Source organism: Photobacterium aquae (genome assembly GCF_001029445.1).
GTDB classification, from domain to species: Bacteria; Pseudomonadota; Gammaproteobacteria; order Enterobacterales; family Vibrionaceae; genus Photobacterium; species Photobacterium aquae.
The window spans coordinates 44,620-61,421 of the sequence record NZ_LDOT01000014.1 but is presented as its reverse complement, the minus strand read 5'-3'; the positions used below and the strand labels follow the sequence as shown (position 1 = coordinate 61,421).

The 16,802-nt window shown below is 46.3% G+C and carries 13 protein-coding genes; 6 read left to right on the top strand and 7 right to left on the bottom strand.

What is annotated here, in order from left to right; translation table 11 throughout:
* Positions 1 to 263 precede the first annotated feature (263 nt).
* The gene (locus ABT56_RS11780; RefSeq protein ID WP_047879076.1) at positions 264 to 1,088 is read left to right on the top strand and encodes a DUF5718 family protein; all 825 of its coding nucleotides are present in this window, start codon (positions 264 to 266) and stop codon (positions 1,086 to 1,088) included.
* 42 nt (positions 1,089 to 1,130) lie between these two features.
* On the opposite strand, the gene ABT56_RS11775 is transcribed toward ABT56_RS11780, so the two are convergent.
* Positions 1,131 to 2,123 (bottom strand): lipid A deacylase LpxR family protein, encoded by a 993-nt coding sequence (locus ABT56_RS11775; RefSeq protein WP_047879075.1) that lies wholly within the window; start codon positions 2,121 to 2,123, stop codon positions 1,131 to 1,133.
* Between the two features lie 125 nt (positions 2,124 to 2,248).
* Here ABT56_RS11775 and ABT56_RS11770 point away from each other — a divergent pair, with 125 nt between their 5' ends.
* The gene (locus tag ABT56_RS11770) at positions 2,249 to 3,097 is read left to right on the top strand and encodes a sulfurtransferase (RefSeq protein WP_047879074.1); all 849 of its coding nucleotides are present in this window, start codon (positions 2,249 to 2,251) and stop codon (positions 3,095 to 3,097) included.
* Positions 3,098 to 3,166: 69 nt separating this feature from the next.
* Here ABT56_RS11770 and ABT56_RS11765 read toward each other — a convergent pair whose 3' ends face one another.
* The gene (locus ABT56_RS11765) at positions 3,167 to 4,033 is read right to left on the bottom strand and encodes a GGDEF domain-containing protein (protein ID WP_047879073.1); all 867 of its coding nucleotides are present in this window, start codon (positions 4,031 to 4,033) and stop codon (positions 3,167 to 3,169) included.
* Between the two features lie 522 nt (positions 4,034 to 4,555).
* On the opposite strand from ABT56_RS11765, the gene ABT56_RS11760 reads away from it, so the two are divergent.
* Both ABT56_RS11760 and viaA read left to right on the top strand, forming a co-directional pair.
* On the top strand, positions 4,556 to 6,211 hold the full coding sequence (locus ABT56_RS11760; RefSeq protein WP_047879072.1) for an ATPase RavA domain-containing protein: 1,656 nt from the start codon (positions 4,556 to 4,558) through the stop codon (positions 6,209 to 6,211).
* A 13-nt stretch (positions 6,212 to 6,224) separates the two neighbouring features.
* Entirely contained in the window at positions 6,225 to 7,673 is a 1,449-nt protein-coding gene (gene viaA, locus ABT56_RS11755) for an ATPase RavA stimulator ViaA (protein ID WP_047879071.1), read from the top strand.
* A 146-nt stretch (positions 7,674 to 7,819) separates the two neighbouring features.
* Here viaA and ABT56_RS11750 read toward each other — a convergent pair whose 3' ends face one another.
* Positions 7,820 to 8,950, bottom strand: coding sequence for a transporter substrate-binding domain-containing protein (locus tag ABT56_RS11750; RefSeq protein ID WP_205626076.1), 1,131 nt, complete (start codon positions 8,948 to 8,950; stop codon positions 7,820 to 7,822).
* A 285-nt stretch (positions 8,951 to 9,235) separates the two neighbouring features.
* Between ABT56_RS11750 and ABT56_RS11745 the strand changes: the two genes are divergently transcribed.
* Positions 9,236 to 10,660 (top strand): NfeD family protein, encoded by a 1,425-nt coding sequence (locus ABT56_RS11745; protein ID WP_047879158.1) that lies wholly within the window; start codon positions 9,236 to 9,238, stop codon positions 10,658 to 10,660.
* Between the two features lie 4 nt (positions 10,661 to 10,664).
* Positions 10,665 to 11,474 carry a slipin family protein gene (locus tag ABT56_RS11740; protein WP_047879069.1) on the top strand — a complete coding sequence of 270 codons (810 nt, stop codon included), beginning with the start codon at positions 10,665 to 10,667 and terminating at the stop codon, positions 11,472 to 11,474.
* Between the two features lie 105 nt (positions 11,475 to 11,579).
* Here the strand turns inward: ABT56_RS11740 and pelG are convergent, their stop codons facing one another.
* The 4 genes from pelG to ABT56_RS11720 are packed head-to-tail and all read right to left on the bottom strand — an operon-like array spanning position 11,580 to position 16,788.
* Entirely contained in the window at positions 11,580 to 12,953 is a 1,374-nt protein-coding gene (pelG, locus tag ABT56_RS11735) for an exopolysaccharide Pel transporter PelG (RefSeq protein WP_047879068.1), read from the bottom strand.
* Positions 12,934 to 14,514, bottom strand: a complete 1,581-nt coding sequence (gene pelF, locus ABT56_RS11730; RefSeq protein ID WP_084722230.1) for a GT4 family glycosyltransferase PelF — start codon at positions 14,512 to 14,514, stop codon at positions 12,934 to 12,936. Before pelF ends, pelG begins: the two co-directional genes overlap by 20 nt.
* Positions 14,511 to 15,479, bottom strand: a complete 969-nt coding sequence (locus ABT56_RS11725) for a HEAT repeat domain-containing protein (RefSeq protein ID WP_053062462.1) — start codon at positions 15,477 to 15,479, stop codon at positions 14,511 to 14,513. The genes pelF and ABT56_RS11725 overlap by 4 nt, the downstream gene beginning before the upstream one ends.
* Positions 15,442 to 16,788: a PelD GGDEF domain-containing protein gene (locus ABT56_RS11720; RefSeq protein ID WP_047879067.1), complete on the bottom strand. Its 1,347-nt coding sequence runs from the start codon at positions 16,786 to 16,788 to the stop codon at positions 15,442 to 15,444. Before ABT56_RS11720 ends, ABT56_RS11725 begins: the two co-directional genes overlap by 38 nt.
* Positions 16,789 to 16,802 lie beyond the last annotated feature (14 nt).

Genomic DNA, 16,802 nt, shown 5'->3' with positions numbered 1-16,802 from the left:
ACTGAACGTTGTTTTATTTCCATTTGGATCTTAATAAATTTCTTATATCGTTCCAATCAAAAAATTGCTTTATTGAGCAAAATACCGTGGTAAAGGTTATTTTTTCATCAGCGATGGGGTACGGCCTTGTTATTGCGTATAAGTGAGAACCAAAAGTGATCTGCTGCAAAGAGTGAGTTGTTGCAGTTCGAATTTCGATAAGTAGCACGTTATACTGGCGGTTTATTTAAGTCATCTGTTTACATTACAAAGAGTTGCATTATATGGCGTATAAGCACGTTATCGGCTTTGGGGTTGCGGGAAATTTTGCCGGCCATCTTGAACAAGCCGGAGAAGACAAAGATTTTGTTGCAGTAGAAGTTAATGAGGCTGTTCAGCCAAAAGCTATTTTTCCGTTTTATGTTCCGGCTGAGCAAGCGGGATTTTTGGCCGCTTACCCACTGTCATCAGATACTATCGTGACGCCAAATGATGCCGATAACTTGCAGATTGAGCCTGAAGTTGCTCTGATCTGTGATATAGAGTATGCGGGCAGTGAAGTGGTCGCTTTGTATCCAAAACAATTTGCCGCTTATAACGATTGCTCAATTCGTAAACCGGGCGCAAAGAAGATTAGCGAAAAGAAAAACTGGGGTGCCTCGACAAAGGGGATCTCGGCTCAGGTGTTGCCACTTGACCACTTGCAACCCGGCGGAACATTGGATAGCTACCGTATTGCCAGCTTCCATAAGCGTGATGGGGTGATGGCTAAATACGGTGAGGATAGCCCAGTTGTTGGTTATAGCTATTTCCATCAAAAACTCTTGGATTGGATTGTCGACCGAATGAATAACCAACAGGATGTTGGTCCAACAGAACATATTGCAATGCACCTTGAGAATGCTGGCTATCCGCAGCAAGCGGTTATTAGTATTGGAGCGACTCGCTATACCGAATACGGTGAAACAACGTTCTTGAAACCAGGTGATACAAGTATTGTGGTGGTTTATGATGGTGAGCGTTATAGCCCCGATCAAATCGCACTGATGGCCCAGTCAGAGCAATTTGAGCAAATGGGCATCTCTGCTCTGGTACAGGTTGTCGCTTAATTATCTATCCCCAAGTTTGATCAAACTTGGGGATTTTTCTAGTTAGAATCGCCAGAATAGTTCGAGAGAGCCTGTTGTACTTATACTGTGCTTGTCTTCTTCGAATTCAGGCGTGCTAGAAGCAAGGCTAAGACTTACCCCCCATGAGGGTTGATAGTAAACGGCCCCAATAATGGCTGTTGCCTGCCAATTTTCGACATGTGTTTCTGGTGCTGTTGTCGGCCTGTCGCCATCAATAGTGATATCGTTGAAGCGGTAGCGTCCTTCTATCCCTGTAAACACAAAATAGCCGCTTGGACTGTTGGCTAGCACGCTACTGTCGACGTATTTTCCCGGCGTAAAGCCAGTTGTACCGAAATTATTGGCGAGTTGTGTCCCCCAGCGTATTACCCCGCCGACAGCTAACTCACTTTGGTAATTACCCGCATTGATTCGGGCTATTCCGCTGAGATCATACTCGTCCATTGCCCAGGCTTTGTCTCGAGTTAATAGACGGTGCCCTTCGTAGCCAAGGTTGAAGACGAGTTGATTGTCGATTTGGGTGTCCCAGCCCATCGGATCGTCGGAGCCGATAATACTGTGGATGAATTTTTGGGTATCTTCGGCAAAGGCATTGGGACCGACAGTGCCAATCATAAGGTTATATTTATCGACAGAGAGTGGTGAGAATTGTCGGATACCGCCTTCGAGGAAAAGGAGGCCGGCATAGGGACGCTCACCGTCAGGGGGGCTATTGGCCTCGATATCCTCAGGGGTCCACATTTGCTGACCAAGTCGTAGGTTCCAGTTTTTAGACCTGTTTTCATCCAGTGGAAGCCAGTTTGCTATGTAAGCAAAGGGGATTGGTGCATCATTTTCTAGTGATAATGTTGATGCAGAGTTGTATTCGAAAAATACACCATTGGTATAATTCTGGTCAGTACCTACGATACCGTCGTTGTCGATGGAAAATGCGAAGCTACCTGCATTAAATGCAGAAACGCAGGGTACGAAAAGCACAGAGCCCGCGGCCAATGCTAATGTAAGTGGGTTCATGAACAATCCTTTGATGTAACTATTATCGCAATGATAACTGAATCAGTATTTTCTAGAGGGTTGTTAAGAGGGAAATGTGAAGCAAAGGCAAAATATAAATTTTTACTGTAAGTAAGGATGTCGAAATGTCACTTGTATTAAACTCACCATTGGTATCAGTTTCATGGTTAAGCGAACATCTCGCCGAGCCCGATCTTGTGGTGTTGGATGCTAGCTGGTTTATGCCAGGGGCTGAACGCGACGGGGAACAAGAATGGAAAATAAAACGAATACCCGGCGCTCGGTATTTTGATTTTGATAAGAAGATTGCCCAGCCTGATTCGCCTTGGCCCCATATGCTGCCTTCTGAAATATTGTTTGCCACGGAAGTTGCCAAATTAGGTATTAGCAACAGCAGTACGATTATTGTTTATGATAGCCAAGGGGTCTTTTCCGCTCCTCGAGTGTGGTGGATGTTTCGGGCTATGGGACATTCAGCTGTGGCGGTACTTGACGGTGGGTTACCGGCATGGGAAGCCGCAGGGGAGGCAATTGAAACAGGTGAGTCTACATTGCCATCGCCAGGATTATTTACCGCGGCCTTGCAAGCCAAGTGGGTGATTGGGGGCGATGAGCTACAGTTACGGTTGGCTGATCATCATACGCAGATATTTGACGCTCGCCCGGCAGCTCGCTTTTATGGTTTGCAACCAGAACCGCGAGCCGGTGTTCGAAGTGGTCATATGCCACAGGCAAAAAGTTTGCCATCCAGCCAGTTACTCAAAGATGGCTATTTCTTACCGGTAGTACAGATCAAACAGCGATTTGATGCGTTGAGTGATCCACAGCAACAGTTGATTTTTAGTTGTGGCTCAGGTGTAACAGCTTGCATTTTGGCGTTGGCTGCAGAGTTGTCCGGTCGCGATAATCTTACCGTTTATGATGGTTCATGGACGGAATGGGGAAGTACTTATCGTTACCCGGTTGTTAGCTAGTTTGTGTCTACCAGCGCACTCTAGTCATGTTCGTTATCATTGCGGTGAGTGCGCTGGGTATATTGGCTATTATGGGGTCAGTTGTTTATTTAGCTTTTCTTGATACATCGCTCGGTCAGCTTTGGCTAAAATCGCATCGGGGTCGCTGAGATTACCCGGGTAATACGGTGAGAGGCCGACGCTCAAATCAATTCGGTATTCTGTACGCAGTGGGTCTGAAATCTCATATAACTGGTTAATCCATATCTGACACGGGTGTGGATCTTCGCTTGGCAGCAGAACGACAAACTCATCACCGCCTATCCGGTAGATCTTACTGCCCGTGGGGGCTGTGTGCAGAAGAAGTTTGGCGATTTCACAGAGAATTTCGTCGCCGTTTCTGTGGCCAAAATAATCGTTAACATGCTTAAAGTTATCGATATCGATATATGCCAATATCCCGCGTTGTTGGTTGATGGCCATTTTGTCAAATTGACGAAACAAAGCGCGTCGATTAAATAGGCCTGTGAGGTGATCTTCATAGGCTTGTCGGCTCAGTTTACTTTCTAGCTTTCTGGCGAGAGTAATTTGACTGTGTAATTTACCGATGAGATCTCGCCGCTGGTGGATCAGCTTAATAAAGCAGAAGCAAATCAAAAACACACCGATGTGCATAAAAATGTCATCGGTAGAATCGACAAGCCAGTGGTTATTGAGCTCTGGTATCTCGTCAATAATATCAGCCAACACCCCAATAGCATAAGTGCCTAAAGCCAGCATCATCCAGCTGCGCATCTCTTGCCCGAAATCTTCCCGTAGAAGCATCACAATTAAAACGAGAGTAAGGAGTGAAACAATAATATCAAGCTGGCCATTTGATGGGACAAGGGCTGATAACAAAATGCCGATACAAACGATGATCGTCAGTCGGGTTGGAAGCTGTGACAGTGAGTTCATAGCAACATCTAATGCTTATAAGGTGTATGTCATAATGACAAAAAGAGGTGAAGGTATACAAGGTGTTTACAAAACGAGAAGGTGAAGTCTAATTTCGGTCATTTCTTTATAGGTAACAGGGTGGGTGAATGTGGTTTTATTGACTCATAATTGAATAGTGACGTATTACTTTTGTTGGCTGTGCGAGGTTTGTTAGTAGTGGACCTAGTTTCATTAAAGTTCAAATTAAAGCGCTCTTTTACTCAGTGCAAGGTAGTAAAAACATGCACTAAACATCATGATTTAGCAAAAGTATCCATAAAGCCAAGATTATAGAGGACAAGTATTTCTGATACAAAAGGTTATGTGTGATGAGGTCATTATTGGAATCATAGATTTCTATCTAGAGCCTGCGAGTTCTCTTTGATATATAAGAGATGTTACAAATTATTTCAGGTAACATCGTTGTAACACGTTATAGTTTGTGTCTATCCTGAATTAAGTGCTTTGGCACAGGGATATGGCAATTGAAGAGGTCGGATTATGCTGACAATGGCAAGAAGCGCACAACCTAATAAAGCACTGGTTTCTGAACGGATCCAGAAACTGATCAAAGCGCTTTCGAACGGCGTTTATGAGCGCGAAGAAACGATCAAATTATGCTTGCTAGCCGCATTGGCAGGTGAAAGTGTGTTCCTGCTTGGTCCGCCCGGCATCGCAAAAAGTTTGATTGCGAAGCGCTTGATCCAAGCGTTCGATAATAGCCGTTTTTTCGATTACTTGATGACTCGCTTTTCAACACCGGAAGAGGTGTTCGGCCCACTTTCTATTCAAGAATTGAAAGACAATGGTAAGTATGTTCGTTTAGTTGACGGTTATCTGCCAACGGCGCAGGTGGTTTTCCTCGACGAGATTTGGAAAGCGGGGCCGGCGATCCTCAACACGCTGCTTACTGTAGTGAATGAGCGCACCTTCAAAAATGGTCAGGATGTGTTGCCTGTACCTATGCGGTTGTTAATTACTGCATCGAATGAATTGCCTGAAGAAGATAGCGGTCTAGAGGCCCTCTATGACCGGATGCTAGTTCGAGTATTCGTTAACCGTATTCAGGAAAAGCAAAACTTCAAGTCTATGCTGATGGGGGAAGGGCCGACGATCCAAGAGCTGGAACCGGGCCTTGCCATTACCGATGAAGAATACAACAACTGGCAGCAACACATCGACGATGTCAAATTGTCGGAAGAGATCTTTGAAAAAATCTATACGCTCAAGCAAATGATAGAGACTCGCTCCGGAGAGGTGGAGTCTCAAGACGCGCATGAGAGTGAATTGTATATCTCGGATCGCCGTTGGAAAAAGTCAGTACGTTTGCTCAAGGCAAGCGCATTCTACAATGGGCGAGATGAAATTAATCCGCTGGATTTGATGTTGCTGCAAGATTGTATGTGGCATAGCCCTGAATCTCGGCATGTTATCCGTGAAATCATCAATGAGTTTGCCCTGCAAAAAGCGTTCAACCAAGAGCAGTCCCAACATTGCGCTACTGAAGCCCAGACCATTCTTGATGAGTTGAATGACGATATTGCCAATAATTTGTGCGTAACATTCAGCCGTGAAAGCATGATGCGCAAAGAATGGTACAAGTATGATTTCAGCGGGGCTCGACGTTACAACGTTAATCATAATCCTCGAATGATCAAGTTGGTTATGCTTCAGCAGAATCCATCAGTATCAGAACAGGAGAAAGGCGATAGTCGCTGGGTGTATGTAGATGGTGACGAATTCGAGAAGAAAATCAAAACGGGCCAATGTGATATCTATGGTTTCGTCAACAAAAATACCCATTTATGCCGATTGCAGTTTGAAGTTGATGCCAAGTTACGTCTTGTTATTAAAGATATAGCTAATCGGGCCGTACTGGTCGGGATCGCTGGTGATAAGGGGATTAGTCCGGCTCAGCAGCAAATCTGGGCGTCTCGTGCTGAATTGGCATCTGACAAAATCGTTGATGCCGAACACAATATTAAAATATCTCGTAGCAGTTTTCATGGAGCGTTGCCGCATACCTTTGTTGATGAGAGCATTCCAAGTGCGATTGAGCATAGCTTGTCATTGGCAAATGATACGGTCAATGAGCTTAAGCTCGACATGGACAAGAGCCTGTTCAGGATTAATCACTTGTCAGAATACTTTGTGTAATTAGGAGCTGCTCATGCCTGTATCTGAAAGCATGAATCTAGCAATGATGCTGGCCGAATCGGGCATCATTGATAATGCGGTACACGAGCTCATGCTACGACCGCAGTTGATCATGGCTGCTGAATCCAACCCAGGGATCAAAAATGCGATGAAGGATCAGATTATGAAATGGCGGGGTCAGGTTCAGCAGCGTATAACCAAGGTCAGTATTGAAGAGCGGTTTCAGCAGGAAATCGAACTATACCAAGAAGCCAGTCATTGGGACGCTGACCATTTTGTTCAGCATATCCATACTGTGGTGAAACAGCTTGAGGGGCATTCTGCGTTTTACTTTAAAGCGAAAAGTTTGCTTGAAAAAGATCACCAAAAGCATAACCCGATGTTCCAGAGCTACTTTTGCAATCAATGGTACCAATATCTAGCCCAGGCCTTGAACGACGCCCAACGCAATGAATTGGAACAGCATAAAGAGCAGTTGTTGGCCGATTTGTACCAGCGTATTGAAACTATGCGCCAGATGGAAGGCGTGACCGAGGCGGGTGATGAGAAGCGGGCGGGGCGCTTGTGGGATATGGCACAAGCCTCATTGACCAAATCAGATGTTACGACTCTAAAGACAATTGCCGCTTTTTTGAAAAAGAACAATGGCCTGCAGGAGATTGCTGAAAAGTTGGGCCGGATGGCCAATGAGGTAGATGATCCGAACCGGGAACGTGTACGCGCAGAAGAGCTCAAGTTGGTTGAAGAGCGAAGTGACAATGTCACCGATGATATCGTTGGGATCCATGAAAGTGATGATCTCTCCAAACTCTTGCCTAATGAGGCAATGTTCTTGGCGTATCCTGAATTGGAAGTGGTGTTTTATAAGCACCTTGTGGATAAGCGTCTGATGAATTATCGGGTTCAGGGCTCGCAACGCAAGCTGCGCCGGGTCAAGGCTTACAAGCGGCAGACCAAGCAGGTTGAGCAGGATAAAGGGCCATTTATCGTCTGTATTGATGCATCGGGGTCGATGAATGGTTTTCCCGAACAGTGTGCTAAGGCGCTGGCCTACGGGTTGATGCAAATCGCCTTGGCCGAAGATCGTGATTGCTACGTTATTTTGTTTTCAACGCAGCAAATTACCTATGAGTTGACCAAGCAAGACGGTCTGAGCGAAGTGCTTAATTTCCTCTCTTATTCTTTTCATGGAGGGACAGATTTAGGGCCAGTATTGGATCAATCCATCGAGCTGATGTTAAGCGAGAAGTACAAGAATGCCGATTTGGTGGTATTGTCTGACTTTATTGCACCATCTCAGCCTGATGAGATGATGAAGCGGATCAACAAGCTAAAAGAAAACCGCAACCGCTTCCATGCTGTGAACCTGTCAAAATACGGAAACCCTGAGCTGATGGCGATTTTTGACCATTGTTGGTCATACCATCCATCACGTCTTGGACGGTTGCTGAAATGGCGCTGATATTCTGATTTTGTTTTGTCTTTTGCGGTCGCCTGTGGCCGCTTTTTTATGTCTATTTTTAAAGATCAGCACATTAGTTTCAGTGAGTTATCTTCTATCTCATGTACAGTTCAGTGTGATCATTCGGTCGGTGTTGGGCATCAGTGTTATTTTTCGGCAAAATAGTTCTGCAAGGCTTGGCGCCACTCAGGGCTTTGCCTTATTTTGAGAAGGGCTCGGTTAAGCTTTTCTCGGTGTGGGCTGTTGTTTTCGAGCACTAACCCGTAGTTTTGCTTTTCAAATTGATAGGGAAGTACAGTGAGCTGTTCGTAGTGGCCTTGTTCCTTGGATTTCTTAATGAGGTATTTGAGAACGGCATCATCGGCAACAATGGCATCGACTTCATCCCGATCTAGAGCGTCCAGCATATCTTCGATATCGGGATATGCCCGATGGACTATGCTGTGGTTGGTCAGGAAGGTGGAAGACGTCGAGGTTTCTTTGGCCCCCACATTGAGGTTGGCGAGATCGTTAGGCCCCCTAATGTCGCTGCTTAGTAATCCCAAGGTAAAAGTGCTGGCCAAAACGGCTGTTACACTGGCAATAAAAAAGGTCGTAAAAACAGCGAGAAGGACGGTTAATATTCTGCCGGTTAGGGTTCTAAATTCATAATAGTTGAACGGGCCTTTTGTAATGAATAGTAATCCGAGGAGGAAGCCCTCCACCCAACGTGCTTTGCGTGATTCCATAGAGTAGAGCTTGTCATTGATTTTATGTTCCAGCAGATAGTAAATCCCCCCAACGAGAGATGCGGCCAGAAAAGCAATACCGATCACGAGCAGGAGTTTGGTATTGGTGAAAATACTGATTAGGGTGTCGAGATGGCTTTGTTGTTTTATGGCTATAGCTAGGTGAGTTTCGTAAAATGAATGGGAAAAATCTAGCCGTTCTTCTCGTTCAGGGGTAATGGAAATACATGATACCCCGATATGCATTTTGCCATTTGCGACATCATCAAGAAGTTCACCCAAACCATGATTGGTGATTTCGTAGCTCACATCGAGCTCATGGGCAATTTTCTCCCACAGTAATACGCTCAGCCCGCTGTAGGTTTTTTCTTCGCTCTCGATCACGAATGGTGGGCAATTATAGCTGCCGACCTTGACTATTGGCTTATTGGTTGGCGCGGTTTCAGCGAAGCTTTGGGATGCCATTATGACGCTGAACATTAGGTAGGCAACTATCCTTCCAATGAACCAGAGTTGTCGTTTAGAGTTTGGTTTATTGTTTTTCTTCATTCCACATCCCCATCTATCTGTCCAAGGCTCGGCGATGTAGCCATTTATTCAGTATAACCGTCATTAATTGTTCATTTGTTTGTCATATCGCTAAGTATCAGTTTTGTTATGAGTATCGTCTTTATGGGGAGTCGCTAACAGATTTACAGCCCAAGGTGTTGAGGATGCAAGACAGAGACATAAGGGAAAGGATTAATGAACTATCATTATTAATTAGGATGTTAATGATAAAAGCCTTGTTGCACATGTATTGTGATGAACAAGGAGTGCATGCTAGGGGGTGATATGAGAGTCTCCGCTTTTTGCTCCGCTCTGTGTTTATGGCTAATGAGTTTTTTTTCTTTTGCTGATGATGTTTGGATTATCGGTATTGAAGGAGGGATAGGTCCAGCAACTAGTGATTATGTCTCGCGTGAAATTGAGCGAGCTTACGAACAGAAGGCAGCATTCATCGTCCTTCAGGTAGATACGCCGGGAGGTCTAGACACATCGATGCGCGATATTATTCGTGCGATTACAACCTCTCCAATTCCCGTAGCTACTTGGGTCGGACCTGCTGGAGCAAGAGCCGCAAGTGCAGGGACTTATATCTTGCTTGCCAGCCATGTTGCATCAATGGCTCCGGGGACAAACCTTGGGGCGGCAACGCCCGTTTCTTTGACGTCTCCCGGAGGTGGTGGGGATGATGATTCCAGTTCCAATCCGTTTGCTCCCCAAAAGCGTGAAAAAGAAAAAGAGTCAGAATCGTCAGCGGATAACCCCGGCTCTGAGCCTGAAGTGCAGAGTGATGAGGTGAAGGCAAATACCGCGATGGAGAAGAAGGTAATTAACGATGCCAAAGCATATATTCGAGGTTTGGCCAAACTTCATGGCCGTAATGAAGAGTGGGCAGAAAAAGCGGTATCGGAAGCGGCCAGTCTTGATGCTGAACGCGCCCTTGAACAGAACGTTATTGATTTTCTGGCACCGGATGTCGACAGCCTTGTAAAGCAAGCCAATGGGCGAACAGTTGTGATTAATGGCTTGGAGAGCAAGATTGAGTTGGCAAATGTGGCTTATATCGAGCGAGAGCAAGACTGGCGTTTTGAATTGCTATCTGTGATCACCAATCCCAATGTCGCGTATATATTGATGTTGATCGGCATTTATGGGCTGTTACTGGAGTTCTATAACCCCGGGGTTGGTTTGCCCGGCGTGTTGGGTGGGATTTGTCTGTTGCTGGCAATGTACTCGCTGCAAATGCTACCGGTCAGCTATGCAGGATTGGGCTTGCTGCTGCTGGGTATTGCATTAATGATTGCCGAGGCCTTCAGTCCAAGTTTTGGTATTTTCGGCCTTGGTGGGATTGTGTCCTTTGCCTTGGGGTCGGTGATGTTGATGGATACCGAGACCCCGGGTTATCAGATAGCTCTGCCGTTGATTATTGGCCTGACGGTGGTATCAGCGCTCTTTACCTTTGTGATATTGACGATGCTGCTCCGAACGCGGCGTAAGCCAGTAACAACAGGTGTTGAGGTGTTATTGGGCCAGCAGGCGGTGGTTGTCAGTGGCTTTCCCGGTATGGGACGCGTGCTGGTGGAAGGGGAAGTCTGGCAGGCCTATTGTGAAGGAGCGCTGGATAAGGGGCAATTGGTACGGGTAACCCAAGTCAATGGACTGAGTCTGGATGTTGTCCTCGACACGACAGGTAAACGTAAGAATAAGGAATAACACGATGATTACGTATTCTCTTGCAACAATAATCGTATTGGTGGTGGCGCTGGTCGTCAGTATGTTCAAAGTGCTGCGCGAATACGAGCGTGCAGTGGTGTTCTTGCTGGGACGGTTTTATGAAGTAAAGGGGCCGGGGCTGATCATTATCGTGCCGGTGATCCAACAAATGGTGCGCGTTGATTTGCGTACGATTGTACTGGATGTACCGACACAGGATTTGATCACTCGGGATAATGTCTCGGTGAAAGTCAATGCGGTTGTGTATTTCCGGGTTGTTGATCCTAAAATGGCCATCAATAATGTCGAGAATTACCTTGAAGCCACCAGCCAGTTGGCTCAGACAACATTGCGTTCTGTATTGGGGCAACACGAATTGGATGAGCTGTTGTCCGAGCGAGAGGAGCTTAATCGTGATTTGCAAGGCATACTGGATCAGCACACCGACAATTGGGGGATCAAAGTTGCCAATGTGGAAATCAAGCATGTAGATCTGGATGACAGTATGGTGAGGGCACTGGCCCGTCAGGCTGAAGCAGAGCGTTCGCGACGAGCCAAGGTTATTCATGCTACGGGTGAGTTGGAAGCGTCGGCAAAGCTGCGAGAAGCTGCTGAAGTTCTGAACCAATCACCTAACGCGGTACAACTGCGTTATATGCAAACGCTAACCGAAATTTCCAATGAAAGAACGACGACAATTGTGTTCCCGATGCCAATTGACTTGGTTGATAAAATGGCATCGGTGATGTCGACGCCTACCGTTAAAACTACCGCTAAACCCAATGCTTCCGCAGGAGACAGCGAGACACAATAAGGTGTATCACTAGATTACGGTTAAGAGATATATCTGAACGACACACCTGTTTATGATGCCACCAATCAGAACATCATCCCTTGATGAGCTGATTGGTGGTATCTGTTAAGAACGTTGCAGCATAAAAGTTTGATATTCAAGGTCGTCAAATTGGTTGTCTAGCATTATGAGGCCGACAATGGTTGTGACAAGCATTGTGATAGAAAAACCATAGCCATAGAACACAGGGCCAAGGTCAATGCTGACATGAGCCAGTATCAGGTTGCCCGCTGCCATCAGAACTGTCAGTGCCAGCGCAGAGTACCGTTTGTCCAAGTAGTACATTACATTCAGAATCGACATGACTAGAACTTGCAGACTAACCCCCACTAAATCCACGTAGAGCAAATGTAAGTAGGATAGATCGATATTCAAGAAAGTAAGGATATCTTCGGCCCAGAGGATCAGTAAGGCGAGAGTCAATCCTTGTACTTTGAAAATTTCATAGACACTTTGCTGACAGGCCAGCACCATTTTGTCCTTTAGCAGAAAAATAGATTCCAGCGTCGCTCCTTCTCGCACCGCATCGTAGAATTTCAGGCAGGCATCTGCAAAATCGGTTTCCATCCGGAGCATAAATACCGCCATGCCGGGAACAATGGCAAGGTAGGCGATAAATATCGGCAAATCATAGATATAAGAGGCGCGAAAGACATCAACGACCTGATGTGATGTTTCATCCCGAAACCAGAACACAAACTTGTCCAGCCAGACTCCCAAGTTATAGAGAACGCCACACAAAATGAGTGAGAAGAAGGTCTTTTTAAAGTTAAGGAACTCAAAACTAACTAGGCGCTCTGCTGGGAAATCTCGGATGATGTGGAAAAGGAAGGCGAAAGTCATCAAAGCCTGACACGAGGTGAAAATCAGCATAAGGCCGAGAAGGCCAAACGGTGGAAGGAAGATACTTAGGGTGACCATAAGCCCATAGCTGAGCATCATGGTGAAGAATATTCGATAGTATTCTTTCATACCGCTGAGGAAGATGATGATTAGCCATTGGTTACAGAGCAGAACAAAGGAGGCGAAAATGGCAATTTTCACTTCGGGATCAATTGAATCGCAGTATGACAAGACCGCGATCCCCAAAAGAGCGGCTAAACTACTGGTCACCAGCATCGAACCCAGCAGGTTGGGTACAATGCGGTGATCCTCTTTGGCAAATAACAGATCGGAAATGAAACGTGTCAGCAAGAGCTGGAATAGACCGCTGAGGATAAGAGAACCAGCCATCATGTAGGTAATAATGACCAAAAATTGGACGATCACATAGGTTGGGAAGACTACCCCGATACTGATCAGGCCGATAGCCAGCAAGGCGAGAATGGATAAAACCCAAGGGCCAGAACTGATAAGCCCAGCGAGACCATAGGCTTCCAGCATCGAGAGTAATGAGTTTTTTTTCAGTATTTTCCGTAATTCAAACCCGATCCCGGCCATGGACTGCCTCCTTGTAGAGTTTACGGTAAGCCTCGTACATCATTGGCTCATCATAATAACGATTGACTCTCACTCGGCCGATATCTCCGGTCGTTTTCCAGGCCTCTGCATCCCCCAGTACTTTGATGATAGCCTTGCTCCCTTCGGTTGGGCTAGCAATGGGGATGATTTCGCCGCATGAGCCCAGAGCCGCATCTTCACCTGCGGCCCCGTCAATTATTTCCCGGCATGCGCCGACTTCGGTGGCAATACATGGAATACCTGCCGCCATGGCTTCCAAAAGAACCAGAGGTTGAGCTTCACTGATTGATGTGAGCATCATCACCCCAAGTTCTGGCATGATTTCGGCTACATTCTTGCTGCCAACCATTTTGACACTCTCTTGCAAGCCAAGGCTTTCGATCAGCAATTGGCACTCATGAACGTAATTTGGGTCTTCTTCGGTAGGGCCGATGATCCAACCTTCAAGTTCTGGGAGGCTCTCAATTGCTCCTCGAATAGTACGAATAAAGGTTTTGATGTCTTTAATGGGCACTACACGGCCCACTAGACCAACAACCATGGGCGGGATCTCAGGCCGTAGCTCATAAGCCTTTTCAAACCGCTGGCAGTTTATGCCGTTGACGATAACCTGAGTGCGATCCGAAGGGGCGCCATCAGTGTGCTGTCGCTGTCGGTTGCCCTCGAACAACGCAATAATCTCATCCGCCTGATGATAGGCGGAGAGGCCCATTTGCTCGAAAAATCGGATCCATGTTTGGCGTGTTGTCCCCATGCCTTTGTGCATGGAGATATCAATAGTGTTATGGCTGTCTTTGATCCACGTCGCCTGCGAGAGGTCGATTTTTCGTTCTTTGGTATAGATACCATGTTCGGTTAGCAAGAAGGGTTTTTTCGTCCTCTGTTTGCAAAGGGCACCCAAGAATCCAGCGTAGCCGGTGGAGACACTGTGAAAGGCTTTGGCTGGCGGCAAGTTTTGTGAAATTTGTGCCAGTATGAACAGAGGTTGGTAGATATTCCGGTAGGTCCAGAAATAATCAACAAATGACTGTTTATTTGCTGTTTCGCGATAGCGTTCAATTAGAACCTTCCACGAGGCGCGGCTATATAGAAAGTCTCCCAGAGAGAGTTGCTTTTCCTTGCCCAAATAGTCAGAAACTCGCAGCAGTAACTCGCCGGGGATGGGATGTTCATTTTGTTGGAAATAGGAGAGAAAGTCACCCCAGTCATCGAACCGATCTTCATCGCCGGAACGAGGGGATGGTTTCAAGTGACCATGATCAGACAACATATAATGCATTTCGAAACCGACGATATTTTCCCGAAAATCGTAAGCGGGTTTATCGTAAAAATCGGGGTGTCCGCCCAAGAAAATAATATGAAAATTAAATTCGGGTAATCCACTAATAATTTGATGTACCCAGCTCGATACGCCGCCTCGAACATAGGGATAGGTCCCTTCAAGCAGCAAACAGATATCGACCTCTTTTTCATGTTGCCGAGGGGGGATGGGGTTTGTGCTAAATCTTTTTTTCAAAAAAGCTGGCAACAGGGAAGTCATTTCCAATACTCCTTGATTTGGCTGAGTCGTCCACCTTTCTGGGTTGGGAAGTAATCGATGTAGTGGCGTGCCAATGTGTAGTCGTCACTAAGGTAAGCCGCCTCGGCAAGATAGGGAGCGACTTGTTTCAACAGTAAGCCGCCATCCATTGCAACCTTTAGGACGGGAACGGCATCTTCAGGTCGCTCTTGGGATAAAAGCACTCGGCCGAGTAATAAATTTGCCGATGCCGTGACTTTAATGTCATTGGCTTCATTCAAATAGTATTCAGCTTGTTTTAAATAGTGGGTTTTCAATATGCCTTCGGCAATGCCTAAATAGCACAACTCCCAATATTGTTGAGCAATTTCATAGGCTTTGACTTGAGTTGCTTTGTGCTCGAATTGTTTTTTTAACAGTGCAATGGTTTCGTTGATCTGAGTTTCTATAGCTTCGAGCGAAGCATAGGCCAGCAGCCGTACATCATCGGTGAGATCTTTGAGTGCCAGTTGTAACAATGGCACAGCATGTTGACGGGGGAGGTTTCGCACCGCAGCTACGGCCAGCAATCTGCGGTCAGGTTCGCTGTTGTGCAGAAGGATTTCCCTTAGTGCTCCTGCGCCGAATTTTTCACCGACACCATCACCGGGGTGTTGTGGCAGAGGTGATTTTTCGCATTCCTGCCAAGTCACATTGGATTGTTCTCGAGGGAGGTAAAGGGCGATGAGCAATGAGCAGGATGTTCCGATCATTCCAATCAGTGGTAAAAATAAATTGAAGAAAAACAAGAAGCTCAAAGAGCCTATAATAGGAGATTTGTATTTTCTTGGCAGCAGGAGCCAGCACAGCGCGGTAAAACTGCCGCAGGCAATGGCATGGTTTGCAATAAATACCAGCCAGATACCTTGAGTTTCTGGCTGTTCAAAGACGAAATAGAAGCTTATGGCTTCAAACGTCAGGGTTTGAAGTATCAACCAAACTTTCATCGTAGGCTCCTAGCTCATCCATTAGCGTGCGAATTTCGGCCTTGTCCTGAGACATGGACAGCGGGCCGATAATATCGATGGCGTGCTGTTCATCGCCGATTTGCGCGTTAAGCAGTTCTTGTAGGCGATTAATATAGAGTTGGGCATCATAGACCGATGTCAGTGGCAGCAATACCGCCAGTGCCGGTTGATTATTGCGGGTTCGACATGACCAGTAGACGTCAGCACCTCGACGGTAACCGATAGCGTTATCAAGCGCGTGCTTGTGGGTACCATCACTGTCAATACAGACCACAACTGAACTGTCTGCGCCGTAATGGCGTTTGTTGTAACTGGCCCGCTTGAGGTAACTCATAAACAAATCGTTTTGGTGGGGTTGCAGAATTGGCGTAACAATTTGATTACTCAGTAAGTCAGCAGCATGGTTGGCAACGAGCGACAGTAAAGCGACATTGGCCGGAGTCAGCATAAAAAATTTGGCGCTTTCGGCAACAATTGCGGCTTGCAGTGTGCCGTGAGTATCAAGCAGAGGGATGCATAGCTGATAGCGTGATTTGTGTATTTGATCGGCCTTTAGCTTGGCTGGTGATAGCAAATGTTTGCTATGGAGCATGTCTTGTAGCATGGGGTCATCTTTCACCAGTTGATGTCGATCCCCGAGAACCGCATAGGCCATGCTGTCTATTTTATCGTCAGTGATCTTGTAGATACCCGCAACCTCAATACCACCAATTTCAGCCAATAGGTTCAAAAAGGGTTGGCCGAGGTGTTCAATTCGGTGTTCTGCGTGTTGCGAGGCTAGCTTATGCAAGGCATGAATACTGGATCGTAGGCTGACGGTTTGGCCTGCTGTACGCTGTTCTAACTGGTCATGTGAAACTTTGAGCAGATGGTAGTTCTGGGTAAAGCTCTCTAGCTTTTGGCTCATGTATTGATGGTCAAGCTGGTGGCGTCGGTTGATATTGTGCCAGTAGTCTTGAAATTCCCCGGCAATCATCGCCACCATGATTGTCCCAATGGCAAGGGACAGGGGATAGTATTCTATATAGCCAGTAATATTCATGACTGTGGCGAGACCGGCTGTCGTAAACAGCGAACAGGTAAAGCCCTTAGCAAAACCATAACGGAGCGAAATCAGTAGAGGTCCGAAGAGCGGCCAGAAAAAATTGTGCTCGGTAGAAGTGTGAGCCAGTGAATCAGACTGAGTCCAGATATAAATGGATAGTACCGCGACAATGACGGTTTCTAGCCATGCTAACCCGGCTCTTTTGAAGCCGGTAAATGTTTTGGCGTTGAGCAATCGTTTCATATATCACCGCAATT